25 protein-coding genes are annotated in these 25,709 nt (G+C 68.5%); 13 read left to right on the top strand and 12 right to left on the bottom strand.

The annotated features are described in order from the left end of the window. Window positions 1-6 precede the first annotated feature (6 nt). The 4 genes from OHA58_RS17985 (at window position 7) to OHA58_RS17970 (ending at window position 3,401) form a co-directional block, all read left to right on the top strand. Complete coding sequence (locus tag OHA58_RS17985; protein WP_405479873.1) at window positions 7-498, top strand: low molecular weight protein-tyrosine-phosphatase; 492 nt, start codon at window positions 7-9, stop codon at window positions 496-498. Then, complete coding sequence (locus OHA58_RS17980; protein WP_405479871.1) at window positions 495-1,631, top strand: cystathionine gamma-lyase; 1,137 nt, start codon at window positions 495-497, stop codon at window positions 1,629-1,631. Before OHA58_RS17985 ends, OHA58_RS17980 begins: the two co-directional genes overlap by 4 nt. A gap of 238 nt (window positions 1,632-1,869) precedes the next feature. Further along, window positions 1,870-2,775 (top strand): LysR family transcriptional regulator, encoded by a 906-nt coding sequence (locus OHA58_RS17975; protein WP_227296002.1) that lies wholly within the window; start codon window positions 1,870-1,872, stop codon window positions 2,773-2,775. Between the two features lie 143 nt (window positions 2,776-2,918). Beyond that, entirely contained in the window at window positions 2,919-3,401 is a 483-nt protein-coding gene (locus OHA58_RS17970) for an NUDIX domain-containing protein (protein ID WP_116512109.1), read from the top strand. Window positions 3,402-3,433: 32 nt separating this feature from the next. Here OHA58_RS17970 and OHA58_RS17965 read toward each other — a convergent pair whose 3' ends face one another. Beyond that, window positions 3,434-4,966 carry a globin domain-containing protein gene (locus OHA58_RS17965; RefSeq protein WP_405479868.1) on the bottom strand — a complete coding sequence of 511 codons (1,533 nt, stop codon included), beginning with the start codon at window positions 4,964-4,966 and terminating at the stop codon, window positions 3,434-3,436. A 389-nt stretch (window positions 4,967-5,355) separates the two neighbouring features. Next, window positions 5,356-5,988: an HAD family hydrolase gene (locus OHA58_RS17960; protein ID WP_405479866.1), complete on the bottom strand. Its 633-nt coding sequence runs from the start codon at window positions 5,986-5,988 to the stop codon at window positions 5,356-5,358. 77 nt (window positions 5,989-6,065) lie between these two features. On the opposite strand from OHA58_RS17960, the gene OHA58_RS17955 reads away from it, so the two are divergent. Beyond that, window positions 6,066-6,602, top strand: a complete 537-nt coding sequence (locus tag OHA58_RS17955; protein WP_405479864.1) for a DUF2269 family protein — start codon at window positions 6,066-6,068, stop codon at window positions 6,600-6,602. A gap of 5 nt (window positions 6,603-6,607) precedes the next feature. Further along, window positions 6,608-7,474, top strand: a complete 867-nt coding sequence (locus OHA58_RS17950) for a GNAT family N-acetyltransferase (RefSeq protein ID WP_405479862.1) — start codon at window positions 6,608-6,610, stop codon at window positions 7,472-7,474. 112 nt (window positions 7,475-7,586) lie between these two features. Here OHA58_RS17950 and OHA58_RS17945 read toward each other — a convergent pair whose 3' ends face one another. Next, the gene (locus OHA58_RS17945; protein WP_405479860.1) at window positions 7,587-8,009 is read right to left on the bottom strand and encodes a heme-binding protein; all 423 of its coding nucleotides are present in this window, start codon (window positions 8,007-8,009) and stop codon (window positions 7,587-7,589) included. A gap of 93 nt (window positions 8,010-8,102) precedes the next feature. Beyond that, window positions 8,103-9,317 (bottom strand): MFS transporter, encoded by a 1,215-nt coding sequence (locus tag OHA58_RS17940; protein ID WP_405479858.1) that lies wholly within the window; start codon window positions 9,315-9,317, stop codon window positions 8,103-8,105. A gap of 141 nt (window positions 9,318-9,458) precedes the next feature. Between OHA58_RS17940 and OHA58_RS17935 the strand changes: the two genes are divergently transcribed. Beyond that, window positions 9,459-9,917 carry a MarR family winged helix-turn-helix transcriptional regulator gene (locus OHA58_RS17935; RefSeq protein ID WP_116512102.1) on the top strand — a complete coding sequence of 153 codons (459 nt, stop codon included), beginning with the start codon at window positions 9,459-9,461 and terminating at the stop codon, window positions 9,915-9,917. A 77-nt stretch (window positions 9,918-9,994) separates the two neighbouring features. Next, window positions 9,995-10,447 (top strand): GNAT family N-acetyltransferase, encoded by a 453-nt coding sequence (locus OHA58_RS17930; protein ID WP_405479856.1) that lies wholly within the window; start codon window positions 9,995-9,997, stop codon window positions 10,445-10,447. Between the two features lie 122 nt (window positions 10,448-10,569). On the opposite strand, the gene OHA58_RS17925 is transcribed toward OHA58_RS17930, so the two are convergent. Together OHA58_RS17925 and dnaB are read right to left on the bottom strand one after the other, a co-directional pair. Further along, on the bottom strand, window positions 10,570-11,955 hold the full coding sequence (locus OHA58_RS17925) for a serine hydrolase domain-containing protein (protein ID WP_405479854.1): 1,386 nt from the start codon (window positions 11,953-11,955) through the stop codon (window positions 10,570-10,572). Between the two features lie 132 nt (window positions 11,956-12,087). Next, on the bottom strand, window positions 12,088-13,563 hold the full coding sequence (dnaB, locus tag OHA58_RS17920) for a replicative DNA helicase (RefSeq protein WP_266672310.1): 1,476 nt from the start codon (window positions 13,561-13,563) through the stop codon (window positions 12,088-12,090). Between the two features lie 458 nt (window positions 13,564-14,021). Here dnaB and OHA58_RS17915 point away from each other — a divergent pair, with 458 nt between their 5' ends. After that, on the top strand, window positions 14,022-15,359 hold the full coding sequence (locus tag OHA58_RS17915) for an MATE family efflux transporter (RefSeq protein WP_405479851.1): 1,338 nt from the start codon (window positions 14,022-14,024) through the stop codon (window positions 15,357-15,359). Window positions 15,360-15,454: 95 nt separating this feature from the next. Here the strand turns inward: OHA58_RS17915 and rplI are convergent, their stop codons facing one another. The 4 genes from rplI to rpsF all read right to left on the bottom strand — a co-directional run bounded on the left by rplI (window position 15,455) and on the right by rpsF (window position 17,186). Further along, a complete protein-coding gene (gene rplI, locus OHA58_RS17910) occupies window positions 15,455-15,901 on the bottom strand; it encodes a 50S ribosomal protein L9 (protein WP_116512098.1) in 447 nt (148 codons plus the stop codon). Window positions 15,902-15,919: 18 nt separating this feature from the next. Next, window positions 15,920-16,156: a 30S ribosomal protein S18 gene (gene rpsR / locus OHA58_RS17905; RefSeq protein ID WP_003949403.1), complete on the bottom strand. Its 237-nt coding sequence runs from the start codon at window positions 16,154-16,156 to the stop codon at window positions 15,920-15,922. A gap of 58 nt (window positions 16,157-16,214) precedes the next feature. Then, a complete protein-coding gene (locus tag OHA58_RS17900; RefSeq protein ID WP_405479849.1) occupies window positions 16,215-16,820 on the bottom strand; it encodes a single-stranded DNA-binding protein in 606 nt (201 codons plus the stop codon). A 75-nt stretch (window positions 16,821-16,895) separates the two neighbouring features. Further along, window positions 16,896-17,186: a 30S ribosomal protein S6 gene (gene rpsF / locus OHA58_RS17895; protein ID WP_052578287.1), complete on the bottom strand. Its 291-nt coding sequence runs from the start codon at window positions 17,184-17,186 to the stop codon at window positions 16,896-16,898. Window positions 17,187-17,452: 266 nt separating this feature from the next. Here rpsF and OHA58_RS17890 point away from each other — a divergent pair, with 266 nt between their 5' ends. The 3 genes from OHA58_RS17890 to OHA58_RS17880 all read left to right on the top strand — a co-directional run bounded on the left by OHA58_RS17890 (window position 17,453) and on the right by OHA58_RS17880 (window position 20,156). Next, window positions 17,453-17,767: a hypothetical protein gene (locus tag OHA58_RS17890; protein ID WP_405479847.1), complete on the top strand. Its 315-nt coding sequence runs from the start codon at window positions 17,453-17,455 to the stop codon at window positions 17,765-17,767. Window positions 17,768-17,883: 116 nt separating this feature from the next. After that, window positions 17,884-19,005 carry a peptidoglycan bridge formation glycyltransferase FemX gene (femX, locus tag OHA58_RS17885; RefSeq protein WP_227296028.1) on the top strand — a complete coding sequence of 374 codons (1,122 nt, stop codon included), beginning with the start codon at window positions 17,884-17,886 and terminating at the stop codon, window positions 19,003-19,005. 119 nt (window positions 19,006-19,124) lie between these two features. Then, the gene (locus OHA58_RS17880; RefSeq protein ID WP_266562329.1) at window positions 19,125-20,156 is read left to right on the top strand and encodes an alanine racemase; all 1,032 of its coding nucleotides are present in this window, start codon (window positions 19,125-19,127) and stop codon (window positions 20,154-20,156) included. Between the two features lie 83 nt (window positions 20,157-20,239). Here the strand turns inward: OHA58_RS17880 and OHA58_RS17875 are convergent, their stop codons facing one another. Further along, entirely contained in the window at window positions 20,240-21,751 is a 1,512-nt protein-coding gene (locus tag OHA58_RS17875) for a glycosyltransferase family 87 protein (RefSeq protein WP_405479844.1), read from the bottom strand. 141 nt (window positions 21,752-21,892) lie between these two features. After that, window positions 21,893-24,640 (bottom strand): transglycosylase domain-containing protein, encoded by a 2,748-nt coding sequence (locus OHA58_RS17870; RefSeq protein WP_405479842.1) that lies wholly within the window; start codon window positions 24,638-24,640, stop codon window positions 21,893-21,895. A gap of 385 nt (window positions 24,641-25,025) precedes the next feature. Between OHA58_RS17870 and OHA58_RS17865 the strand changes: the two genes are divergently transcribed. Beyond that, complete coding sequence (locus tag OHA58_RS17865) at window positions 25,026-25,706, top strand: helix-turn-helix transcriptional regulator (RefSeq protein WP_376255334.1); 681 nt, start codon at window positions 25,026-25,028, stop codon at window positions 25,704-25,706. Window positions 25,707-25,709: the final 3 nt, after the last annotated feature.

Genomic DNA, 25,709 nt, shown 5'->3' with positions numbered 1-25,709 from the left:
CCGCCCATGCCCTTCCGCGTGTGCTTCGTCTGCACCGGCAACATCTGCCGCTCGCCCATGGCCGAGTCGGTCTTCCGCGCGCGCATCCACGAGGCCGGTCTCGACGGCCTCGTGGAGGTGGACAGCGCGGGCACCGACGGCTGGCACGAGGGGGACGGTGCCGACCACCGCACCGTCTCCGTGCTGGCGGCCGGCGGCTACGAAAGCGGCCATAGGGCCCGGCAGTTCAGCGCCTCGTGGTTCTCCCGGCTCGACCTGGTGATCACCCTGGACGCCGGGCATCTGCGCACCCTGCGCCGCCTGGCACCGACCCCCGGGGACGCCGAAAAAGTCCGCCTGCTGCGTTCGTACGACCCCTCGCCAGGGACAGACCTGGACGTACCGGACCCGTACTACGGCGGCATCGATGGCTTCGAGGAGTGCCTGAGAATGGTGGAGGCGGCGAGCGACGGTCTGCTCGACGCGGTACGCGCAGCACTGGAAGGACGGGCGGCATGACGCAATCGGCGCAGATCGGGGACGGCACGAGGGCAGTGAGGGCGGGGCTGCCCGAGGCCTTGAAGAACGAACCGACGCTGCCAGGGCCTGTCTTCGCCGCACACTTCCACCTGCCGGGTGATGTCTCGGGGCCCTACACGTACGGCCGCGACGACAACCCGACGTGGACCCACCTGGAGCGGGCCATCGGCGAGCTCGAGGCGCCCGGCCAGGAGGACGTCGACACCCTCGTCTTCGCCTCCGGGATGGCCGCCATCTCGGCTGTGCTGTTCTCTCAGCTCAAGGCCGGCGACGTGGTCGTTCTGCCGAGCGACGGCTACCAGGTGTTCCCGCTCGTCCGCGAGCAGCTCACGGCGTTCGGCATCGAGGTCCGCACCGCCCCCACCGGCGGCGACGCCCAGCTCGACGTGCTGGACGGCGCGAAGCTCCTGTGGATCGAGACTCCGTCGAACCCCGGCCTCGACGTGTGCGACGTGCGGCGGCTCGCCGAGGCGGCACACACGCGTGGCGCCCTGGTAGCGGTCGACAACACGCTCGCCACGCCGCTCGGCCAGCGCCCCCTGGAGCTCGGCGCCGACTTCTCCGTGGCCAGCGGCACCAAGCAGCTCACCGGCCACGGCGACATCCTGCTCGGCTACGTGACCTGCCGCGACGCCGAGCTGACCGCCTCGGTGCGGGGCTGGCGCAAGATCGTCGGCGCGATCCCCGGCCCGATGGAGGCCTGGCTCGCCCATCGCTCGCTCGCCACACTCCAGTTGAGGGCGGAGCGGCAGAACGCCAACGCGCTCGCGCTCGCTCTCGCCCTGCGCGACCGCGACGACATCGAGGGCCTGCGCTATCCGGGTCTGCCCGACGACCCCTCGCACAAGATCGCAGCGCAGCAGATGCGGCGCTTCGGGTGCGTGGTCTCCTTCACGCTGCCCACACGCGCGCGTGCCGAGCGGTTCATGGAGGCCCTGACGCTCGTGGACGACGCGACGAGCTTCGGCGGCGTGCGGTCCACCGCCGAGCGCCGTCGCCGATGGGGCGGGGACGACGTCCCGGAGGGCTTCATCCGCTTCTCCGCCGGCGCCGAGGATCCGGACGACCTGGTGGCCGATGTGCTGCGCGCGCTCGACGAGGCGGCCGTCTAGGGCCTCTCGCGGGCCACTTCGCGCCCGCCGTGGCCTCGGCCCAGTAACCGACTACGCACAACGGACGGCCCGAGCCTCCCCCCTCGTGGCTCGGACCGTCCCCGGTTCCTGCGCGCCAAGAACCGCGCGCATAAGGCTAGTTGACTCTGTGTCAGTGTCCAATCACCGTAGCGACAGAGACCTATCGACATATTTATAGTTGGGGCCGACCCGAGGGCCGAGAGGGGAGGACACCGCCATGGATCTCGCCCTGCTGCGCACCTTCGTGACCGTGCACCGGGCAGGCTCCTTCACGCGGGCCGCCGCGCTCCTAGGCCTTTCGCAGCCCGCGGTGACATCCCAGATCCGCACCCTGGAGCGGCAATTGGGCCGCCCCCTGTTCCTTCGCCAGGCGCGTGGCGTGACCCCCACCTCCATCGGTGACGAACTCGCCCACAAGGCCGCTCCGCACCTCGACGCCCTCGTGGAGATCACCGAGACCGGCATCGACGAGGAGTCGCCGGTACGCACGCTGCACCTCGCGGGGCCTCCGGAGTTCACCGCCGAGCGCGCGCTGCCCGCCCTCACCGCGCTCACCCGTGACGACGGCCAGAGCTTCGCCCTGCGCGCCTCCTTCGGCAACGCCGAGGAAGTCCTGGAGGGTCTTGGCGCCGGACATCATGATCTGGCCATCACGACGGCCCGCCCGCGCGGCGCCCTGCTCACCGCGACTCCGCTCTGCGACGAGGAGCACGTCCTCCTCGCCTCACCCCGGTGGGCCGCCCGCATAGGGCCCGGCACCTTGCGCCGTAACGGCGCGGCCGCGCTGGAGGACCTGCCGCTGGTCGAGGCGCACGAGTCGCTGCCGTTCGTCGCCCGCTACTGGGCCGCCGTCTTCGACTCACGCCCTGCCACCTCGGGCACGGTCATCGTTCCTGATCTACGCGCGGTGCTCGCCTGCACCATCGCCGGTGCCGGGCTCTCGGTGCTCCCGCGCTACCTCTGCGCGCCGGCTCTCGAGCGTGGCGAGGTCGTAGCGCTGCTCGATCCCCCGGTGCCTCCGCTGCGGACGTACTTCCTCGTCGTGCGTACGGGCACGCTGGCCATGCCGCACATCGCGCGGTCGCACGAGTGGCTGCTGCGCGCCGCCGTCGATTGGTGCTGATCAGTTCGTGGTGATCAGTCGGTGGCGATTAATCCGTGGTGATCAATCCTTGGTGATCAACTAGCGCTGATCAATTGGCGCTGTCCTGAGGCCAGGTCGGTACGGAATGTTTCACGTGGAACCGGCGGGGCCACATTTCTCCCATGACCGTCCGACCCGTGGTCAAGCGCACCGCACGTGCCGTGCTGCTCGACGGCAACGACCTGATCCTGATCAAGCGGACCAAGCCCGGCATGGATCCGTACTGGCTGACCCCAGGCGGCGGGGTCGAACCCGAGGACGAGACCGTCGTCGACGCCCTGCACCGCGAGGTGCACGAGGAGCTCGGCGCCAAGATCCTCGATGTGGTGCCCTGCTTCGTGGACACCGTCGAGCACATCGGCGAGGACGGCGGCGCCACCGGCGTGAAGGTCCAGCACTTCTTCGTCTGCCGCCTCGAGTCCATGGACCTCAGCCAGCGGCACGGCCCCGAGATCGAGGAGCCGTGCGGCGAGTACGAGATCGTGCGGGTGCCGTTCACCCGCGTCGGCATCGCCTCGGTCCATCTCGTCCCACTGTCCCTGCGGCACTATCTCGACGGCAACATCGAGGGCGTACGGGCGATGCACGCGCCTGACCTGGGCTGACGGGGCGAGGTCGGCCTTGTTCAGGCCCGGCCTCAGTTGCCGGTCGCGACGAGTTCCTCCACGGAGTCGTGGCGGATCCGGTCCACCGGGATCCCGATGTCCCGCAGGGCGTCCACCCCGTTGCGGATCATGCCGGGCGGACCCGACAGATAGGCGTCGTACTCGTTCCAGGGGCCGTACTCGCGCACCGCGTCGGGCAGTTGCAGATGGGCCTGCTGATCGACGATCGGGCGGACCGCCAGCCAGGGGTGGGTCTGCTGGAGCCGCAGCATCGTGTCGATGTCGTACAGGTCGTGGTCGGTGCGAGCCCCGTAGAACACCTCGACCGGGCGCCGCTGGCCGTGCTCCGCGACGTCCTCGACGAGGGCCTTGATGGGCGCGATGCCGGTGCCTCCGCCGAGACAGAGCAGCCCGCTGTCGGAGCTGTGGTCCACCGTCATCGAACCGGAGGGCGGGCCGAGGCGGATCACATCGCCCGGGCGGGCGCGGTGCACGAGCGCGTTGGAGACCCACCCCGCCGGGACGGCCTTCACGTGGAACGAGAGCAGCCCGTCGGAACGGGGCGCCGAGGCGAAGGAGTAGTGCCGCCAGATCCGCGGCCACCACGGCGTCTCCAGGCTCGTGTACTGCCCGGCGAGGAACGGGTACGGCTGGTCGGGCCGGACCGTGACCACGGCGATGTCCGAGGTCCTCAGATCGTGCGAGACCACCTCGCCGTACCACCACGCGGGCGCGCGCAGTTCGTCCGCCGCCGACGCGTCGATCATGACCTGGGAGATCGTCGTGTACGTGCGCACCCAGGCCGCCTCCGTCTCCTGGTCCCACGTCGTCGTCGCGTATCGGGTCAGCGCGCCGATCAGGCACTCGCCGACCGCGGGGTAGTGCTCGGGCTGCGTGCCGTACTTGCGGTGTCCGCGGCCCAGGTTCTTCAGGTACGGGACGAGGACGCTCTTGTTGTCGGCGTGCTCGGCCGCCGTCAGCAGCGCCTTGAGGAGCCGGTCGCGCTGGGTGTCCATCGAGGCGGGGAACAGTGGCCGCAGTTCGGGGTGGCGCACGAAGAGCAGCGCGTAGAAGTACGAGGTGACCTTGTCGGCGTCGGGGCCGACTTCCTCCAGCGTGCGGCGGATGAGCCGCGCGTCGGGGGAGGCCTCGGGCGCGGGAGCGGGGCGGGGGGTGGTCTCTGCCCTGGGCGCAGTTGGTGCCTGTGCCGGGGGCGCGGAGTGCGGCGGGTGCGCGGGGCTCGACCCCTGCCCGTGCTGGGCGGCGTGGGGGCGCGCGGTCGCGTGCGGGCCGGGCTGCTGCGGGGGCGTGCCAGCGGCTGACGCGTACTGAGGGGAGGGTGTGGCTTCCGCGGCTGGGGCGGCGCTCTGCGCGGGCACCGTCTCCGCGTGGTCGTCCGATATTGGCCCGGGTCGGCCCACGGGCCGTATCGGCGTGACCTTGCGCCCCTCTGACGGCGTCTCCTGGTCCGTGCTCGCGCCGGCGGGCGGCGCCTTGCGCGGCGTGAACCAACCGCCCCCGCCGCCGGACCCGGAGTCGGCCGACGTAGTGGTCGGAGCGTCCATGCTGTGCCTCGCCTCGAACATCTTTCGGTCGGTCTGCGTACTTCCGCGATCGGAAGTCGCTCTTTCCCCGTTCTGCCGCGGCAGAATGCGGCGGCCCAAGTGAACCCGCATTCCGGTCCGCTACGGACAAGTAAGGGAGGAATGTGACATTGCCCGCAGTTCCTCCCCGCAGCGTGCCATCCGGCGTGACCACGCAAGCCGCATAGCGGAAATAGCAGGTCTTCGATCTCTCCGTCCCGTTAGGCTGTCTTGGCCTGCGTGCATGGCCCGGGATGCGCTGAGCGCGCCTGCCGTGAACCGGAGTCGACCCTACCGGCACCCGCCAAACGCACAAGTCCCCCTTGCCCACCAAGGAATTCGACAGGCGATATGCCCCTGCAATCCCTCAATTAGCGGGCGTGCCGCACCAATTCGTACGCCTCCCACAGATCGCGGCCGGCATACGAGTGAGTCGCCAGAGCCGCGACGTGCTGATCCGCATTGATCGCGACCGATACCGGCACGGCGCCGAACAGCTCCACATCGGAGAACGAGTCGCCGTAGGCAAGGCAATCGGCCCGGGACACCCCGAACTCTTCACAGAGCCGGTCCGTGATCTTCACCTTCGCCGCGGCGCTGAGAACGCCCGCGGGGTCGACGGGCTCGGTGAAGGGCACCGCGGGGAAGCGGGACCCGTACGCCGCATGGGCGCCCCACCCCGTCAGCCGCTCCACGAAGAACGACGGCGAGAGCGAGACCACCGCGCAGTACTCGCCGCGCGCCCGTATCTCCGCCCAGGTCTCCCGGATACGCGCCAGCCAGGGCGCACTCTCAAACGCTGCCGTCACGTGCTCGGGCGTGAGACCCGCCCACAGGGCGTGCACCCGCCGCGCGTACTCCGGCGGACCGATGCGCTGAGCGCCGATCTCACGGTCCAGGGCCACGGTCTCGGCCTCGAGCCCCAGTTGACGGGAGATTTCCACGGGCGCCGACGTGCCGTGCAGCAGCGTTCCGTCCAGATCAAAGAGATGCAGTCTCGCCATGTACGCCGAGGCTAGTACCCGGGGTTACTCCCTCTGTCGGACGCCCTCGAGGGGCCACTCCCGGCACGGTGTTTCACGTGAAACTACGCCGTTCCGCCCGCCGGGCCATCCTCGTCGTCCATGTGACGTCCTCCGCTTGTTGGCTGGGGCTCACGCTCGGCCTGCTCGCGCTCGCCGTCACGGCGATCACCACGGGTTCCGACCCGATGGTCGAGGCCGCCTGCCGCGCAATGAAGGTCTTCACGGACTGGTTGGTGATCCCGCTCGCTCTGCTCACCCTCCTGAGCGGCCTGCTGCTGTCACTGGGCACCCCGTGGGGCCTCGCCCGGCACCGCTGGGTCTACGCCAAGTTCTGGCTCACGCTCGCCACCACCGCCGCTTCGATCTTCGCGCTGCGTCCCGGCATCGACACCGCGGCCACAACGGTGGCAACGGGTGCTCCGCTGCCCCATCCGAGCGACCTGGTGGCCGGTCCCATCGTCTCCCTCACCGCCTATCTCTTCATGACGGTGATCTCGGTACTCAAGCCATGGGGACTGACGCGACGTGGCCGAAAGCAGCGGCTTGCCGCCCGCAAAGCGGTGGACGCGGACCGGCTGAGTCAGACAGCCTGACCTGCGTGTCGACACCTCCCCTCTCCGCTCTGCCCATCCGCCGGCTGACCCCGCGCGACCTCACGGCGTGCGCCGACCTCTCCGAGGATCGCGGCTGGCCCCGCGAGGAACACAAGTGGGGCCTGCTGCTCGCGGCCGGCACCGGCTACGGCATCGACGACCCCGACGGGGGCCTGGTGAGCGCCTGCGTGGTGACCGACTACGGTCCGCCGAACCGGCCCACGCTGAGCGCCATCGGCATGGTTCTGGTCGCCGAACGCCACGCCCGCCGCGGCATCGGCCGCCGCCTCATGCAGTACGTGGTCGAGCAGGCGGACACCACACCGCTCACCCTGCACGCGACCCCGTACGGCCGCCCGCTCTACGAAGGGTTGGGCTTCAAGGTCACCGGGCGCGCGGAGATGGTGCGGGGACGCTTCACCCGCGGCGGACCGACACCGTCCGTGGCCACGCGCGCCGCGACCGCGGAGGATCTCTCGGCCATCCTTCGCCTGGACGCGGAGGTCTTCGGCCCCGACCGCACCCACGTCCTGACCCGCCTCCCGGCCTTTGGCGACCAGTTGCGCGTGGCCGAGGACAGGGGCGAACTCATCGGCTTCGCGGCCGCCTGGCCCAACATGGACACCCACGTCATCGGCCCGCTGATCGCCCGCGACACCGAGACGGCGAAGGCTCTCGTCACCTCCCTCGCCGCCGGTACGGATCGCCCCCTGCGTACCGACATCGACGTGCGCCACGAGGAACTGCTGGCGTGGATCAAGGCACGAGGGGTGGAGTCCCTGGCCTTCAACGCCGTGATGACCCATGGCGCCCCCGACCTTCCCGGCGACTGGACGCGCCGTTTCGCGCCTCTCACGGTCGCCGCGGGCTGACCTGGGACCGGGCGGCGCATGCGACGAAGTCCGCCCCGGACACCGTGGGATCACGGTGTCCGGGGCGGACTCTTGTATGGGCAAGGCCGGCGCGCTTACGCCTCGTGGAGCGTCAGACGAGCTCTGCCACGGCTGCCGTGGCGAACCCGTGGTCCTGCTCCGGTGCGCCGCCACCGACACCGATGGCGCCGATGAGGCGGCCGTCGCGGTGGACGGGGATGCCGCCCGCGATGAAGAGCAGCGGACGGTCCAGGGCGGTGGGCAGGCTGTGGAAGGGGCCGTCGGGCTTGACCAGGTCGACGAGGTCCGCGGTCGGGGCGTTCAGCTGGAGGGCGGTGTACGCCTTGCGGGTGCTGGTCTCGCCGGAGATCAGGACGGCCCGGTCGTCGCGCCGGAAGGCGAGCAGGTGTCCGCCGGCGTCGAGGACGGTGACGCTGACGGTCACTCCGACGGACTCGGCTGCACGGCTGGCGGCGGCCACGAGGATCTCCGCGTCCTGGATGGTCAGCGGCGCGACAGCGGTGGTGGTGCTCATGAGGGGTCTCTCCTTGCGGGGGTGTGCGGTGGAACGGGTGCGGGGACGACACCGGCCCTGCGGGTGGGGATGAGGTGAAGTGCTACGGGACGCTCAGCTGTGAGCGGGTTCCGCCTTGCGGGTCCCTTCGGGCGCCGCGCTTGCGACGACCAGGTTCGAGACCTTGGACCGGCGCTCGAGGCCCGCGGACATGACGGCCAGGACGAGCGCGGCGGCTGCGAGCACGGCTCCGACCCAGTTGGGGGCCGTGTAGCCGAGGCCGGCCGCGATGACGAGGCCGCCGAGCCAGGCCGAGAGAGCGTTGCCGAGGTTGAAGGCGCCGATGTTGACCGCGGAGGCCAGCGTGGGGGCGCCGTGGGCGTGGTCGAGGACCCGCTTCTGCAGCGGCGGCACCGTGGCGAAACCGAGGGCGCCGATCAGCGCGATGGAGATCGCCGCCAGGACCTTGTTGTGGGCGGTCAGCGTGAACAGGGCCAGCACGACGGCCAGCCCGCTCAGGGCGACGTACAGCATCGGCATCAGCTTGCGGTCGGCGAACTTGCCGCCGATCAGGTTGCCCGCGACCATGCCGAGGCCGAACAGGACGAGGAGCCAGGTCACCGACGTGTCGGCGTAACCGGCGACGTTCGTCATCATCGGTGCGATGTAGGTGATGGCGGCGAAGACTCCGCCGAAGCCGAGCACCGTCATGGCCATCGCCAGCAGGACCTGGACGTTCTTGAAGGCCGCGAGCTCGTGCCGCAGGTGGACGCCTTCGGCCTTGGGCATGTCGGGGACGAGCTTGGCGATGCCGAGCAGTCCGACGACTCCGAGCGCCGCGACGACCACGAAGGTGACCCGCCAGCCGATGCTCTGGCCGATGAGTGTGCCCAGGGGTACGCCGACGACGTTGGCGACGGTCAGGCCGGTGAACATCATGGCGATGGCTCCGGCCTTCTTCTCGGGGGCGACCAGCTCGGCCGCGACGACCGCGCCGATTCCGAAGAAGGCACCGTGGGCGAGTGAGGCGACCACGCGGCCGATCACCATGACGAGGAAGACGGGCGCCACCGCGGAGAGCACGTTGCCCACGATGAACAGGCCCATCAGGAGCAGCAGCATCCGCTTACGCGAGATGCGGGTGCCCAGAATCGTCATGAGGGGGGCGCCGAACATGACGCCGAGGGCGTAGCCGGTGACCAGAAATCCGGCCGTGGGGATGGAGACGCCGAAGTCGCCCGCGACCTCGGGGAGCAGCCCCATGATCACGAATTCCGTGGTTCCGATCCCGAAGGCCCCGATCGCGAGAGCCAGAAGCGCGAGAGGCATAGGGTCCACCTTCCCAGACTGTTGCAGATGCGCTTTGCGTGCGTTCACAATACTTGCAGACGCGCATTACTTGCAAGCGCTGACAATTTCACACGTGGACTATCCTGGGTTCAGCCGCTTCGGGACGGAGGAACTAGAGCCATGACCGCCACAGACCCCGCACTCACCGCCCTGGCCCAGGGCTGGTGCGCTCTCTCCCTGCTCCACGGGAGGATCGAGACCCACATCGAGCGCGCTCTGCAGGCCAAGCACGATCTGAGCGTGCGGGAGTACTCGCTGCTCGATGTCCTCAGCCGTCAGCACGACGGTGAAGGCGGTCACCTGCAGATGAAGCAGGTCGCGGACGCCGTCGTCCTCAGCCAGAGCGCCACCACGCGCCTGGTGACGCGCCTTGAGGACCGCGGCCTACTCGCCCGCTACCTCTGCCCCACCGACCGACGCGGCATCTACACGGACGTGAGCGAGGCAGGCCTGGCTCTGCTCGCCGATGCGCGGCCCACCAATGACACCGCCCTGCGCGAGGCACTCGACGAGGCGGCGAAGAACCCTGAACTCGCCCCGCTGGTCCGCGCGGTGGAAGCCGTACGCGTCCCGGCCTGAGGCATCGCCTCGGCGACGCCGACGGCTCGCAAGGCAGTCCGGGACCGACGACGCCATGGCCGCATAGGCTGCGGGCCATGGGAGATCTTGAGATACGGCCTGCCGTGGCCGCCGACGTCCCGGCCATCGTGGCGATGCTGGCGGACGACCCTCTGGGCGCCAGCCGCGAGTCACCGGAGGACCTCACGCCATATCTCGAGGCGCACGCGCGCATCGCCGGGGACCCCAACCAGCACCTGGTCGTCGCCGTGCGCGAGGGGCGCACTGTCGGCACCCTTCAGCTCACCGTCATCCCCGGGCTGTCACGCAAGGGCTCCACGCGCTCGATCATCGAGGGCGTCCGCATCCACGCGGACGAACGTGGCAGCGGGCTCGGCACGCTGCTCATCGAGTGGGCCGTGGACGAATCCCGCCGTCAGAACTGCCATTTGGTGCAGCTGACGTCCGACGCCACCCGTACCGACGCCCACCGCTTCTACGAGCGACTGGGTTTCGAGGCCTCACATGTGGGCTTCAAGCTCCAGCTCTGACAACACCGAGGGGCCGGGTGGTCGTCTGTTTCACGTGAAACAGACGACCACCCGGCCCCTTCACCATGCCGACCTGGATCGAGGCCGACCGGGAGAGCGAAGCTGACCAGGAACGAGATCAGCTAGGAACGCGGAAGCCCCCGCCAGCCCTCCGGGTCCACCCCGCCGGGAACCGGCGCCCCCTTCTCGTACGGCTCACGCGTGAAGACGAACGATCCGAGATCGAGATGGCTCACCGACCTGTCGGGCCGGCGCTCGACGCGCAGGAGCTCCCCCGCGTAGTAGCCGTCCAGTCCCGTCCAGGTTCCGTCGCCGTTCGGGCGGAATCGCGAGTCCCGCACCCCACCCGTCAGCGGCCCGAGCGAGACGCCCCCGTCGGCCGTCAGCCGTAGCACCGTACTCTGCGTCCCCCAGTACCAGGGCCCGGCGAGCTCCAGCACCGCCGCATCGACCTCCGGCAGGGGCCGCCACGGCTCAGGGATGCCCGGCTCGGCCTCGGCGACGATACGGAGAAGGTCCGTACTGACCGTCGATGCGGGAACGCCTGACGTGCAGTTGGCGAGCGTGACCGCGGCCAGGCTGTCCTCCTCGCTCAGCCACAGCCCCGCCACGAACCCGGGCAGCGAACCGCCGTGCCCGACCAGCACCCGGCCGTTCCTCCGTGCCAGCTGCAGACCGAGGCCGTACGAGGAGTCCCAGTCCCCCGGCAGTGTGGGTGCCGCGGGCGTGCGCATCTCGCGTACGGACTGCGCACTCAGAACCCGGTCGTCACCCTCCATCAGGAACACAGCGAACCGCCCCAAGTCCGCCGCCGTCGACCAGAGTTGTCCCGCCGGAGCCATCAGCCCCAGGTCCTCCGCGGGCTCCGGCAACATCACATCGGCCCAAGGGTGCACGGCCCAGCCACCGGCGTACGGGGCCTGCGGCTGCCCGCTCGTCCGGTGCAGACCGAGCGGCTCCAGGACCTCGCGGCGCAGGACGTCCTCCCACGGAGCACCGCGCAACGCCTCGACCAGCGAACCCAGCAACGTGTAGCCGGGGTTGGAATAGTGATGCTGCTTGCCGACCGGATGCCGGAACGGCTCCTCGCCCAGCACATCGGCAAGCTCGGGACGCAACGAGGACGACGAACGCTCCCACCACGGCCCGGGGGTCTCGGCCGCCAACCCACCGGTGTGCGCCAGGAGTTCGGCGATGGTGACCTGACCGGCGCCGGTGCCCGGCAGATGCTTCTCCAGTGGGTCTCCGAGGTCGAGCACCCCCTCGTCCCGCAGCCTCAGCACCAGCACGGCCGTGAACGTCTTGGTGATCGAGCCGATCCGGTACTGCACGTCCTCGTCCGGAGCATGCCCGTCCACACAGGTACGCCCATCGCTCCACACCAGCTGACCGTCACGCACGACCGCGGCCACCAGCGAAGGCGATCGACCTTCCGCCTGAGCGGTGGCGATGCGGTGCAACAGAGCTCGGCGCGTCGCGGGCAGAAGTTCTTCGGGGGATGTTGTCATGCCCCAAGTCCACCCCGCCGGGCGCCGGGCGTCGACCGCTTTTTGGGCCGACAGATCCGGGCCCGAGCAGGTCCAGAGCGTGCACGTTCAGAGCACGCAGGTCCAGGCCGGGTGGGACCAGGTCGTGGGGGATCAGGTCTGCGCCATGTCCACGAAGCGCGAGTAGTGACCCTGGAAGGCAACCGTGATCGTCGCCGTCGGACCGTTACGGTGCTTGCCCACGATGATGTCCGCCTCGCCGGCGCGGGGCGACTCCTTCTCGTAGGCGTCCTCGCGGTGCAGCAGGATCACCATGTCCGCGTCCTGCTCGATCGAGCCGGATTCACGCAGGTCGGACACCATCGGCTTCTTGTCCGTACGCTGCTCGGGGCCACGGTTCAGCTGCGAGAGCGCGATGACCGGCACTTCCAGCTCCTTGGCGAGGAGCTTCAGGTTTCGCGACATGTCCGAGACTTCCTGCTGACGGCTCTCGGAACGCTTCGAACCACCGGCCTGCATCAGCTGCAGGTAGTCGATGATCACGAGCTTGATGTCATTGCGCTGTTTGAGGCGCCGGCACTTCGCGCGGATCTCCATCATCGACAGGTTCGGGGAGTCGTCGATGTAGAGCGGTGCCGCCGAGACCTCGGGCATCCGGCGCGCGAGCCGGGTCCAGTCCTCGTCCGTCATGGTGCCGGAGCGCATGTGGTGCAGCGCGACCCGTGCCTCCGCGGACAGCAGACGCATCGCGATCTCGTTGCGGCCCATTTCCAGGGAGAAGATGACGCTGGGCAGGTTGTGCTTGATCGAGGCGGCACGGGCGAAGTCGAGCGCCAGTGTGGACTTACCCATGGCGGGACGGGCGGCGATGACGATCATCTGGCCGGGGTGCAGGCCGTTCGTCAGGGAGTCGAAGTCCGTGAATCCGGTGGGCACACCGGTCATCTCACCGCTACGGGAGCCGATCGCCTCGATCTCGTCGAGCGCGCCCTCCATGATGTCGCCGAGCGGCAGGTAGTCCTCGCTGGTGCGCTGCTCGGTGACCGCGTAGATCTCGGCCTGCGCACTGTTCACGATCTCGTCGACGTCGCCGTCGGCCGCGTATCCCATCTGCGTGATGCGCGTGCCCGCCTCGACGAGCCGACGCAGGACCGCACGCTCGTGGACGATCTCGGCGTAGTACTCGGCGTTCGCCGCCGTCGGAACCGTCTGGACGAGGGTGTGCAGATACGATGCGCCACCGACCTTGGTGATCTCGCCACGCTTGGTGAGCTCGGCCGCGACCGTGATCGGGTCGGCCGGCTCGCCCTTCGCGTACAGGTCGAGAACCGCGGTGAAGATCGTCTCGTGCGCGGGGCGGTAGAAGTCGTGCCCCTTGATCACCTCGACGACGTCGGCGATCGCGTCCTTCGACAGGAGCATGCCACCGAGGACGGACTGCTCGGCATCGAGGTCCTGGGGCGGCACCCGCTCGAAGGACGGAGCTCCGTCGTCCCAGCCGCCGTCGCCACCGCGGTCGTGCTGCTCCTCGCGCCCCCGCCCACCGCTGCCACGCTGGCGGGAAGCAGGCAGACGGTCACTGGGACCGCTGTCGGCCCAGGGGTCGTCCAAAGGCTCGGAGATACTCACCGGGCCACCTCCTCCAGTCCGCCGTGCGGACCTCGCCGTGCCCTCTTTCTTACGGCACGACACTGACAAATATGGGGACCCGACTCCGGTTCTGACGCGTCGGTTCATGACGTTTCCGAGGCCTGAAATCGTGGCGGGCGCCGCACCACGGTAGGCCCCTCGGCACCTTCAGCCAATCTGGTTATCCACAGGCGGTGTGGATGAAGGGCCTCTCGCTGTGGAGAACTCCGCAAAACCTGTGCACGACACGGTGGACAGCCCTGTGAACAAGCCCTCAGGAGACGCGCAGAAGCGTGCCTGACCTGCGACTTTCCCGTCCACCGGCTGTGCAGGAAAAATACTTTCCCCGTCGGCTCAAGATCCCTGTAAACGGTGCGTGACGCCACGCCCGAGAGGCTGCAAAGTAAGGGCTCAAAGGCGGTTGCATCTCTTACCTGTGGAAGATTACATTGGTGCTCATGACACAGGCTCCCGCGGCGTCCAAGGCCGCCCGGCGGCGGCATGACCGCGAGATCGTCGCGCTGGCCGTCCCCGCCTTCGGCGCGCTCGTCGCCGAGCCTCTTTTTGTGATGGCCGACAGCGCCATCGTCGGCCATCTGGGGACCGCCCAACTGGCCGGTCTCGCTGTCGCCTCTCCCCTCCTGATGACCGCCGTCAGCGTCTTCGTCTTCCTGGCCTACGCGACCACGGCCGCGGTGGCCCGCCGCGTCGGCGCCGGAGATCTCCAGTCCGCGATCCGTCAGGGCATGGACGGGATCTGGCTCGCCCTACTGCTCGGCGCCGCGGTCATCGCCATCGTCCTGCCCACAGCCCCAGCGCTCGTCGAACTGTTCGGTGCCTCGCACACCGCGGCGCCCTATGCGATCACCTATCTGCGGATCTCCTCGCTCGGCATCCCCGCGATGCTCGTCGTCCTCGCGGCGACAGGAGTCCTCCGTGGCCTCCAGGACACCAAGACTCCGCTCTATGTCGCAGTCGGAGGCTTCGTCGCCAACGGCGCGCTCAACGCGGGGCTCGTCTACGGCGCCGGCCTGGGCATCGCAGGGTCCGCTTGGGGCACCGTCACCGCCCAGCTCGCCATGGCCGGCGTCTATCTTGTCGTCGTCGTACGCGGGGCCCGTCGTCACGGCGCTTCCCTGCGCCCCGACGCCGCCGGGATACGAGCCTGCGCCCAGGCAGGCGCACCGCTGCTCGTCCGCACCCTCTCGCTGCGCGCGATCCTCATGATCGCCACCGCGGTCGCAGCCCGGCTCGGAGACGCGGACATCGCCGCGCACCAGATCATCATCTCCCTGTGGAGCCTGCTGGCCTTTGCGCTCGACGCCATCGCCATCGCGGGCCAGGCCATCATCGGACGCTACCTCGGAGCGGACGACGCCCAGGGCGCACGGGATGCCTGTCGCCGCATGGTGCAGTGGGGCATCGCCGCAGGGGTCGTCCTCGGACTCCTGGTGATCGTCTCGCGACCGCTCTTCATTCCGCTGTTCACGAATGATCAGGCAGTGCAGAGCGTGGCGCTGCCCGCTCTCCTGATGGTCGCGCTCTCCCAGCCCATCTGCGGCATCGTCTTCGTTCTCGACGGAGTCCTGATGGGAGCGGGAGACGGTCCGTATCTCGCCTGGGCGATGCTCGCGACCCTGGCGGTCTTCACGCCGGTCGCCCTGCTGGTGCCGGTTTTCGGAGGTGGGCTCACCGCTCTGTGGGGCGCGATGACTTTGATGATGACCGTGCGCATGCTGACCCTGTGGCTGCGCTCTCGCTCCGGCCGCTGGATCGTCACAGGCGCCACGCGCTGACCCGGTTTCACGTGAAACGGTGACTGTGAAACGCGTTGGGCCGCACCCCGAGGGGTGCGGCCCAACGTTTGCTTCAGCTCTGCCAAGCGCAGTGCTTAGGCGGAGACGACCTCGACGCTGACCTTGGCGGCAACCTCGGGGTGCAGACGCACGGTCGCCTCGTGGGCGCCCAGCGTCTTGATCGGCGAGCCCAGCTCGACGCGGCGCTTGTCGACCTTCGGGCCACCAGCGGTCTCGATCGCCGAAGCGACGTCAGCCTGGGTGACGGAACCGAAGAGACGACCGGCGTCGCCGGAGCGGACGGCCAGGCGGACCTTGACGCCCTCGAGGCGGGCCTTGATCTCGTTGGCCTGCTCGATGGTCGCGATCTCGTGGATCTTGCGGGCGCGGCGGATCTGCGCCACGTCCTGCTCGCCACCCTTGGTCCAGCGGATCGCGAAACCACGCGGGACCAGGTAGTTGCGGGCGTACCCGTCCTTGACGTCGACGACGTCGCCGGCGGTGCCGAGGCCAGAGACCTCGTGGGTCAGGATGATCTTCATTAGTCGGTCACCCTTTCCTTATCGCGCGGTGGACGTGTAGGGCAGCAGCGCCATCTCACGGCTGTTCTTCACGGCCGTGGCGACGTCACGCTGGTGCTGCGTGCAGTTGCCGGTCACGCGGCGGGCACGGATCTTGCCGCGGTCGGAAATGAACTTCCGCAGCATGTTCGTGTCCTTGTAGTCCACGTACGTGACCTTGTCCTTGCAGAAAGCGCAGACCTTCTTCTTAGGCTTGCGCACAGGCGGCTTCGCCATGGTGTTTCTCCTGTGTGATCAAGAAGTGTGGGTACGGCCCACCCCTTGGCCCTGAGGCCTAGAAGGGGGGCTCGTCCGAGTAGCCGCCGCCGGAAGAGGAGGAGGAACCGCCGGAGTTTCCGCCCCAGCCGCCTCCGCCGCCCTGCTGGCCGCCGCCGGCCGGCGCACCGGTCGCCCAGGGGTCGTCGGCGGGAGCACCGCCGCCGCCCTGCTGCTGACCGCCACCGGAGCCACCGCCCCAGTTGCCGCCGCCCTGCTGGCCGCCGCCACCGCCGCCGTATCCGCCCTGGCCACCGCGACCGGTGGTCTTGGTGACCTTGGCCGTGGCGTTCTTCAGGCTGGCGCCGACTTCCTCGACGTCCAGCTCGTAGACCGTGCGCTTGACGCCCTCACGGTCCTCGTAGGACCGCTGCTTCAGCCGGCCCTGCACGATGACGCGCATGCCTCGCTGGAGCGACTCCGCGACGTTCTCCGCCGCCTGACGCCAGACCGAGCAGGTCAGGAACAGGCTCTCGCCGTCCTTCCACTCGTTCGTCTGACGGTCGAAGGTGCGCGGAGTGGACGCGACACGGAACTTCGCGACCGCCGCACCGGAAGGGGTGAAGCGCAGCTCGGGGTCGTCGACAAGATTGCCGACGACCGTGATGACGGTCTCGCCTGCCATGGGGGAACCTCTCGGCGGGTTTGCTGCTGGCTGCTTGCTGCTACTCGAAACCCGAGTGCCGCTGAGCTAGGAAGCTCAGTGGGTCTCGGGACGGAGGACCTTGGTCCGGAGGACCGACTCGTTCAGGTTCATCTGGCGGTCGAGCTCCTTGACGACCGCAGGCTCGGCCTGCAGGTCGATGACCGAGTAGATGCCCTCGGGCTTCTTCTTGATCTCGTACGAGAGACGACGACGGCCCCAGGTGTCGACCTTCTCAACCTTTCCGTTGGCCTCACGGACAACAGAAAGGAAGTTCTCGATCAGCGGGGAGACAGCGCGCTCCTCGAGATCGGGGTCGAGGATGACCATCACTTCGTAGTGACGCATGTGGAACCCACCTCCTTTGGACTCAGCGGCCACGGTCGTTCCGTGGCAGGAGGGTCGTGATGCGTACGCAACGGTATCGGCGACCACTGACAATCGGGCCCCCGCTGGCGGGGATCCCTGGTCAGGGCATGAGCAGACACCGGTGCAGACGGTACAGACTACCCGCACCACGGCTTCCGGTTGAAATCCGCCCGCGAGAGGGCACAATCTGTACACATCGGGTGTGTATGGCGCTACTATGCGCCGCCTTCCGCAGGAGGTGCCACATGGCACAGGCAATGCGACCCAACACCACGACATCTCTCTTCGCCACGGACGGGAAGCCCCATCCCCTCCAGGACTCGTTTGTCGCGGTGGCGATGGTTCTCGGGGCGATCGCCATCATCTCTTCGCTCTTCAGCGGCCTCCACCTGCTCAGCTCCTGGGCAGGGCTGATCGGCATCCTGACCGGCGCGTACGGCCAGTTCATCTCGGTGACGACGCGCGAGCGCTTCGGTCTCATCCTGGGCCTCGGCGCCTCGGCGATCGGCTTCTTCATCGGCATGGCCCACGGCGGCCTGTTCGGCGGTGTCATCGGCTGACGGCCCGCGAAGCTTCCATAGGCCCATTCGGGGCGCTCCCAGGGCGCAGTAGGCTTCGGCGCGAGAGCCGGAGCCCTTGTACCCATGGGGACACACCAGCCCGAGGAGCGCCCCGAATGAGCCTGACCCTGAGGACCATCAGCCGAGAGCAGCATCTGGCATACATCCAGAGCCTGCCCTCGGCTAGCCACATGCAGGTTCCGGCATGGGCTGATGTGAAGGCGGAGTGGCGCTCCGAGAGCCTGGGATGGTTCGACGAGCGGACCGGCGAGATGGTCGGCGCGGGCCTGGTCCTGTACCGGCAGCTGCCCAAGATCAAGCGCTATCTCGCCTATCTGCCCGAGGGCCCGGTCATCAACTGGTTCGCTCCGAACCTCGACGACTGGATGCGTCCGATGCTGGCGCACCTCAAGCAGCAGGGCGCCTTCTCCGTGAAGATGGGCCCGCCGGTGATCATCCGGCGCTGGGAGGCCACGTCGATCAAGAAGGGCATCCAGGACCCGGACGTCAAGCGCCTGCGCGACATCGAGGCCGACTTCATCGAGCCGCGTGCCTTCGAGGTCGCCGACAAGCTCCGCCGCATGGGCTGGCAGCAGGGCGAGGACGGCGGCGCCGGCTTCGGCGACGTCCAGCCCCGCTACGTCTTCCAGGTGCCGCTGGCCAACCGCTCCCTCGAGGACGTACACAAGGCCTTCAACCAGCTCTGGCGCCGCAACATCAAGAAGGCCGAGAAGGCCGGCGTCGAGGTCGTCCAGGGCGGCTACCAGGACCTCGCCGAGTGGCAGCGTCTCTACGAGATCACGGCTGTGCGCGACCACTTCCGGCCCCGCCCGCTGTCGTACTTCCAGCGCATGTGGACGGCCCTCAACAGCGAGGACCCCAACCGCATGCGGCTGTACTTCGCCCGCCACGACGGGGTGAACCTGTCGGCGGCGACGATGCTCGTGGTCGGGGGGCACGTCTGGTACTCCTACGGAGCCTCCGACAACATCGGCCGTGAGGTCAGGCCCTCGAACGCGATGCAGTGGCGGATGCTCCGCGACGCCTACGCGCTCGGCGCGACGGTCTACGACCTGCGCGGCATCAGCGACTCGCTCGACGAGTCGGATCACCTCTTCGGTCTGATCCAGTTCAAGGTGGGCACCGGTGGGCAGGCTGCCGAGTACCTCGGCGAGTGGGACTTCCCGCTCAACAAGCTGCTGCACAAGGCCCTCGACATCTACATGTCGCGGCGCTGAGCCCCTCCCGGTCCGCCTGGTCCACACGGCCCGGGCGGACCCTGCACAATTCACGTAGCTCCAAAGCTTCTTCATACCTCTGATACACCGCAGCCACGAGAAAGGTTCCGGGACCGGCCATGGCGCTCACGCTCTACGTCGACACCGCGCGCTGGCGGGCACACCACAAGCACGTGCTCGAGCAGTTTCCGGGGATCGTCCCGGTCTGCAAAGGCAACGGCTACGGCTTCGGCCACGAACGGCTCGCGGACGAGGCCACCCGCTTCGGCTCGGACGTCCTCGCCGTCGGCACGACCTACGAAGCCGCCCGGATCAAGGACTGGTTCAGCGGTGACCTGCTGGTCCTGACCCCGTTCCGGCGGGGCGAGGAGCCCGTGCCGCTGCCCGACCGTGTGATCCGCTCCGTCTCCTCCGTCGACGGCGTGCACGGCCTCGTCGGCGCCCGCGTCGTCGTCGAGGTGATGTCCTCGATGAAGCGGCACGGCGTGAGCGAGCAGGAATTGCCCCTGCTCCACTCCGCCATAGAGGACGTCCGGCTCGAGGGCTTCGCGATCCACCTGCCCCTGGACCGCACCGACGGCTCCGACGCCGTCGAGGAGGTCATCGGCTGGATGGACCGTCTGCGCGCGGCCAGGCTGCCGCTGCACACGATGTTTGTCAGCCACCTCAAGGCCCAGGAACTCGCCCGCCTTCAGCAGCAGTTCCCGCAGACCCGGTTCCGGGCGCGCATCGGTACGAGGCTCTGGCTGGGCGACCACGAGGCGACCGAGTACCGCGGCGCGATCCTGGACGTCACCCGCGTCGCCAAGGGCGACCGCTTCGGTTACCGCCAGCAGAAGGTCGCCTCGGACGGCTGGCTCGTGGTCGTCGCCGGCGGTACGTCGCACGGCGTGGGCCTGGAGGCTCCCAAGGCGCTGCACGGCGTCATGCCGCGCGCCAAGGGCGTGGCCCGCGCCGGCCTCGCGACCGTCAACCGGAACCTGTCGCCGTTCGTCTGGGGCGGCAAGCAGCGCTGGTTCGCGGAGCCCCCGCACATGCAGGTCTCGATCCTCTTCGTACCGTCCGACGCCCCCGAGCCCCGGGTGGGCGAGGAGCTCGTGGCCCATCTGCGGCACACCACCACGCAGTTCGACCGGATCCTCGACCGCTGACCGAGGCTCAGGACACGTCGAGTCCTACGGACAAACGGAAGGGCCGGACACCATCACGGTGTCCGGCCCTTTCGTGCGTTCGCTCAGAGCGAACGCTCCTCGTCCTTGCCCCAGCCCCAACTCACTTGCGGCCGCTCCTCGTTGTGTACCGCGTGCCGCGGGGGATGGGCGGCGTATCCGAGCACGAACACGTCCGGCGCTCCGTCCAGGACACCGCCCGACGGATCGTCGTCCCCGGAGCGTCTGACCACGTCCCGTTCCGGCATCAGGATGTCGCGGACGATCACCGCGCACAGATAGAGCGTGCCCAGCAGGTGGATGAGGATGACGAGGTGGTAGCCGTCCGTGGGCAGCCCCCGGTGCTTGTCACCGCTCGTGGTGTACGCGAGGTACATCCAGATCCCCAGGAAGTACGCGACCTCGCAGGCCTGCCAGATCAGGAAGTCCCGCCAGCGCGGCCTGGCGAGGGCCGCGAAGGGGATCAGCCACAGGACGTACTGCGGCGAGTAGACCTTGTTGGTGAGGATGAACGCGGCGATGACCAGGAAAGCGAGCTGCGCGAGGCGGGGCCGGCGTGGTGCGGTGAGGGCGAGTGCGGCGATGCCCAGGCAGGCCAGGACCATCAGCACCATCGCGTAGGTGTTGGCATCGTCGGGGCTGATCTGCGCGTTCCACCGCTGCTGGATGATCAGCCAGATGGACCCGAAGTCGACGCCGCGCTCCTGACTGAAGCGGTAGAACTTCGACCAACCCTCGGGGGCGAGCAGCATCACCGGCAGGTTCACAACGAGCCACGCGCCCACCGAGCCGGCCAGGGCCTTCCCGAAGTCCCGCCAGCGTCCGGCGCGCCAGCAGAGCAACAGCAGCGGGCCGAGCACCAGGAACGGATAGAACTTCGCGGCCGTGGCCAGGCCCAGCAGGACACCGAAGGCGACCGACCGGCCGCGCGACCACATCAGCATCGCGGCCGCTGTGAGGGCCACGGCGAGCAGATCCCAGTTGATGGTGGAGGTCAGCGCGAACGCGGGCGCGAGGGCGACCAGAAGGCCGTCCCAGGGGCGTCGCCGGTGGGTGCGGGTCACGCAGATGGCGATCGCCACCGCGCAGATCATCAGCATCCCCGCGTTGACCATCCAGTAGACCTTCTCCAGGTGCTGGATGGAGCCGCCGCCCAGAGTCAGCCAGGACGCGACCTCCATGAATACGCCGGTCAGTACCGGGTACTCGAGGTAGTCCATGTCGCCGGGCAGCTTGTCGAAGTAGGGCACCAGGCCGTCGGCGAAGCCCCGCCCCTGGTAGAGGTGCGGGATGTCCGAGTAGCAGGCGTGCGTGTACTGCGAACTGGCGCCGAAGAACCACGCGCCGTCGTAGCAGGGGAACTTCTGCACCATCCCCAGCGCGAACATGCCGATCATCACCAGCGCGATGACGCGTACGGGCGTCCACCAGGAACTCCCGAGCAGCGCCCATCGTCCGATCGGTCCGCCGATCAGCTCGCTCCCCGCTGCGGCGACCGCGTCCTCCTTGGTCGGCCGTACCGGGTCCGCCTGTTGCACATGCGTGCGCGTCGTCTCTGCACTGGGCATGCCGCACATCCTGCCGTACGCACCTGAGAACGGGGCGAGGGCCGCCGCACCCGGTCGGTGCGGCGGCCCTCACTTGGCGTGCATCACGCACTGTTTCACGTGGAACACGCAGCGTTTCACGTGAAACACGCGGCGTGAAATCAGCTTCGGCTAACCCGCTGGGCCTCCGAAGATCCCTCCGTTGCCGTTTCCGTTGCTGCCGCCGTTGCCGCCTGTTGGCGACGACGGCGAGCTGGTGACACCTCCGTCGGTGCCGCCCGTGGGCGTCCCGCCAGTGCCACCGTTCGACGTTCCGCCGTTGTTGTTGCAGTTCCACGACCAGCTGCTGCAGGACTCACTGGTCGATGGCGACGGGCCGGGGGAGGACTGGCTGGGCGACGGTTCCACCGATTCCGACGCCGAGGGAGAAGGAGTCGCCGAGGGAGTGATGCTCGGGCTCGGGGTGGCGCCGACGATCGAACCGATGGGCTCGGGAGTGGGGAACGCCTCCGGCGCCACTCCCTTGAGGGCCTCCATCATGTAGTCGTGCCAGATCTCGGACGGGAACGAGGCTCCGTGGATCTTCTCCTGGTTACCCGTGCCGTACATCTCCAAGAACTCGCGCTTCTTGCTGTTCTCGTCGTCGTCCATCCGGTACATCGTGATCGCCGTCGACAGCTGCGGGGTGTACCCCACGAACCAGGCGGACTTGTTGCCGTCGGTCGTACCGGTCTTGCCCGCGACCTGGCGGTCGGGCAGCTTCGCGTTGGTACCCGTTCCCTTGTCGACGACGGTCCTCAGGACGTCGGTGACGTTGTCCGCGACCGCCGGCTGGAAGGCCCTGACCGGCGCCTTCGGGTGCCGGTAGACCGTCTCACCTGCGTGGTCGACCGACGTCACCGAGAACGGATCGTTCCGCTGCCCGCTGGCCGCGAACGTGCCGTAGGCGCCGGCCATACGGATCGCGCTCGGGTCGGAGGTGCCCAGGGAGAAGGACGGGTAGTTGGCACTGGCGAAACTGCTGTCCTTGATACCCGCGTCGCTGGCGGCCTGCTTCACCTTGTCCAGACCCACGTCCATGCCCAGCTGGACATAGGCGGAGTTCACGGACTCCCGCATCGCCTCACGAAGGTCGATCTGGTAGGTCGGCCGGTTGTAGGACTGCCCGCCGTCGTTCTTCTGGAGCCACTCCTTGCCGTCCTTGTCCGTCCAGACCTCGCCGTTGTACTTCTTGATCTTCAGCTTGTTCTGGCCGCTGTAGAGACTCTTCGGGGAGACCGGGGTGCGCTCGCCTTCACCCTGGTTCTCGACCCCCTTGGGGTCGCGAACCCCGTCCCTCATCGCCGCGGCCAGCACGAACGGCTTGAAGGTCGAGCCCACCTGCGCACCGGTCTGGTCGGCGTTGTTCGTGTAGTGCGTCGTCGCGTTGACACCGCCGTAGATGGCCTCGATCGCACCGCTCGTGGGGTTCACCGAGGCGCCGCCGAACTGGACGTACTTGTCCGTCTTCGGGCGGAGCTTGTCGTTGATGTTCTCCTTGCGGACCTTCTTCACGGCCGCTTCGAGCTTGTCCACCTTCTTCTTGTCGAAGGTGGTGTGGATCTCGTAGCCGCCCTTCTGCAGGTCGAGGGCAGTGATCTTGCCGTGACTGTTGTTGATGACGTAGGCCTTGGCGAGGTCCACGAGGTAGCCGGTCTGGCCACCCAGCGAGGGGTTGGACCGCGGGCTCTGCAGCGTGGGGAAGTCCTGGAAGGTCGCCCGCTTAGCGGCATCAAGACGCTTGTCCTTGACCTCTTCGTTGAGGATCCAGCGCCAGCGCTTCTCCGCGCGCGCCCTGTTCTTTGCGGGCGTCGCCTCGACCGGGTCGATCTCCGGCGCACCGGCGGGGTCGTAGTACGTCGCACCCTTGAGCACGGATGCCAGGAATGCGCACTGGCTCGCGTTCAGCTTCCAGGCGTCCTCGTTGAAGTACGTGCGGGCAGCCGCCTGGATCCCGTAGGCACCGCGTCCGTAGTACGCGGTGTTCAGGTAGCCGGCCATCACCTTCTCCTTGGGCTGCGTACGGCCCACCTTTATGGAGACGAACAGCTCCTTGACCTTGCGCGAGATCGTCTGCGACTGGTCGTCGAGCATCGCGTTCTTCACGTACTGCTGGGTGATGGTCGAGCCGCCCTGCGTCTGGCCGCCCTTGGCCATGTTGACGAACGCGCGGGCGATGCCCATGGGGTCGACGCCCTTGTCCGTCTCGAACGTCTTGTTCTCGGCGGACATGACGGCGTACCGCATGGCCTCGGGGATCTGTTCGTACTTGATGATCTGCCGGTTCGTCTCGCCACCGGTCGCGACCATCTGCTTGCCGTTGGCCCAGTAGTAGACGTTGTTCTGGGCCTTGGCCGTGTCCGCCGTTTTCGGGACGTCCACCAGGGCGTACCCGATGCCCGCCGCGGCCATGAGGCTGCCGCAGAGGCCGACGAACAGACCCGTCACCAGGCGCCAGGACGGCAGCCAGCGGTGCACTCCGTACTTGTCGGAGCGCGGGTAGTCGATGAACCTCTTCTTCTGCGGCCGGGAGGGCCCGCGGCCCCTGCCGCGCCCGGGTCCACCCGACCCCTCGGGGCCTCCTCCGCCACGGCGGCCGCCGCCTCCGCGGCCGCCACCGCCGTCGGGAGCCTTCCTGCGGCTCCCTCCGGCGCTGCGTTGCGCGGCTCGGCGCGCTTCCGCGCGGCCGCCGTACGGGCGGTCGTCGCCCGTCGAGCCGGACGATCCTGTGGACCCCGGCGTTCCATATGCATCAGAAGGTGATCCGGTGGCGTCACGCGGTGCCGCGCGACGGCCCGGCGATGCGCCGGACGTGCCGCGACGGGCCGCGGCACGTCCGCCGCCCTGTGGCTGCGGCGGTTTGCGACGGTGCTCGCTCATCGAACGACTACTCCTCGGGCAGGCGCGGAGATACGCGCCTGGAAACGGCGGCTGGTTTCCGGTCCCCCCGAAATACGGATGCGCCCCTTCTGGCACTCACCCGCAATGCACCGGGGACAACGACGCCCACAGGCGTCACTTGGTTCCCGGCGGTCTGCATGGCGGACAGACTACGCACCGCCAAAACCCGCCTAGGGGTGAAGTTCACCCCAAATCAGGCAACTTGCTTGGTATGAATCGGTGATGTGACGCCGTTCACCGTGATCCCTCTTGTCCCATCCGTGGGGCCGTTCTATCGTCGTGATGTATCGAGTCGATACATCAGCTCGGCATAAAGAGTCCGTAAGAGGTCGTGACACCGACCGCGGCAGAGGAGGAGGCGACGATGAGCCGACGTTCCGGCATCCTCGAGTTCGCCGTCCTCGGACTGCTCCGCGAGTCCCCGATGCACGGCTACGAGCTGCGGAAACGACTCAATACATCGCTGGGGGTCTTCCGCGCCTTCAGCTACGGGTCCCTCTACCCCTGCCTCAAGACGCTGGTCGTAAGCGGCTGGTTGATCGAGGAATCGGGGAGCACACCCGAGGACGCCCTCGCCGCACCACTCGCAGGGCGTCGCGCCAAGATCGTCTATCGGTTGACGGCGGAAGGTAAGGAGCACTTCGAGGACCTGCTCTCGCAGACCGGTCCCGACGCCTACGAGGACGAGCACTTCGCCGCGCGGTTCGCCTTCTTCGGGCAGACCTCGCGTGACGTACGCATGCGCGTGCTCGAAGGCCGTCGCAGCCGTCTCGAGGAGCGCCTCGAAAAGATGCGCATCTCCTTCGCCCGCACCCGGGAACGCCTTGACGACTACACCCTTGAGCTCCAGCGGCACGGAATGGAATCCGTGGAGCGCGAAGTGCGCTGGCTGAACGAGCTCATCGAGAGCGAGCGGGCGGGGCGGGATCAGCGGCGATCCGACCCCTCCGACGCAGCTCAGCAGGACACATCTGGAGAGACGGGCGGCCTGCCCCGGCACCGGGACAGCACCCGGCCGGATCCGTCCGACGACACCGCCACGTGAGGC

Source organism: Streptomyces sp. NBC_00009 (genome assembly GCF_045040855.1).
Taxonomy (GTDB): domain Bacteria; phylum Actinomycetota; class Actinomycetes; order Streptomycetales; family Streptomycetaceae; genus Streptomyces; species Streptomyces aureus.
This window is presented reverse-complemented; position numbering and strand designations above follow the sequence as displayed.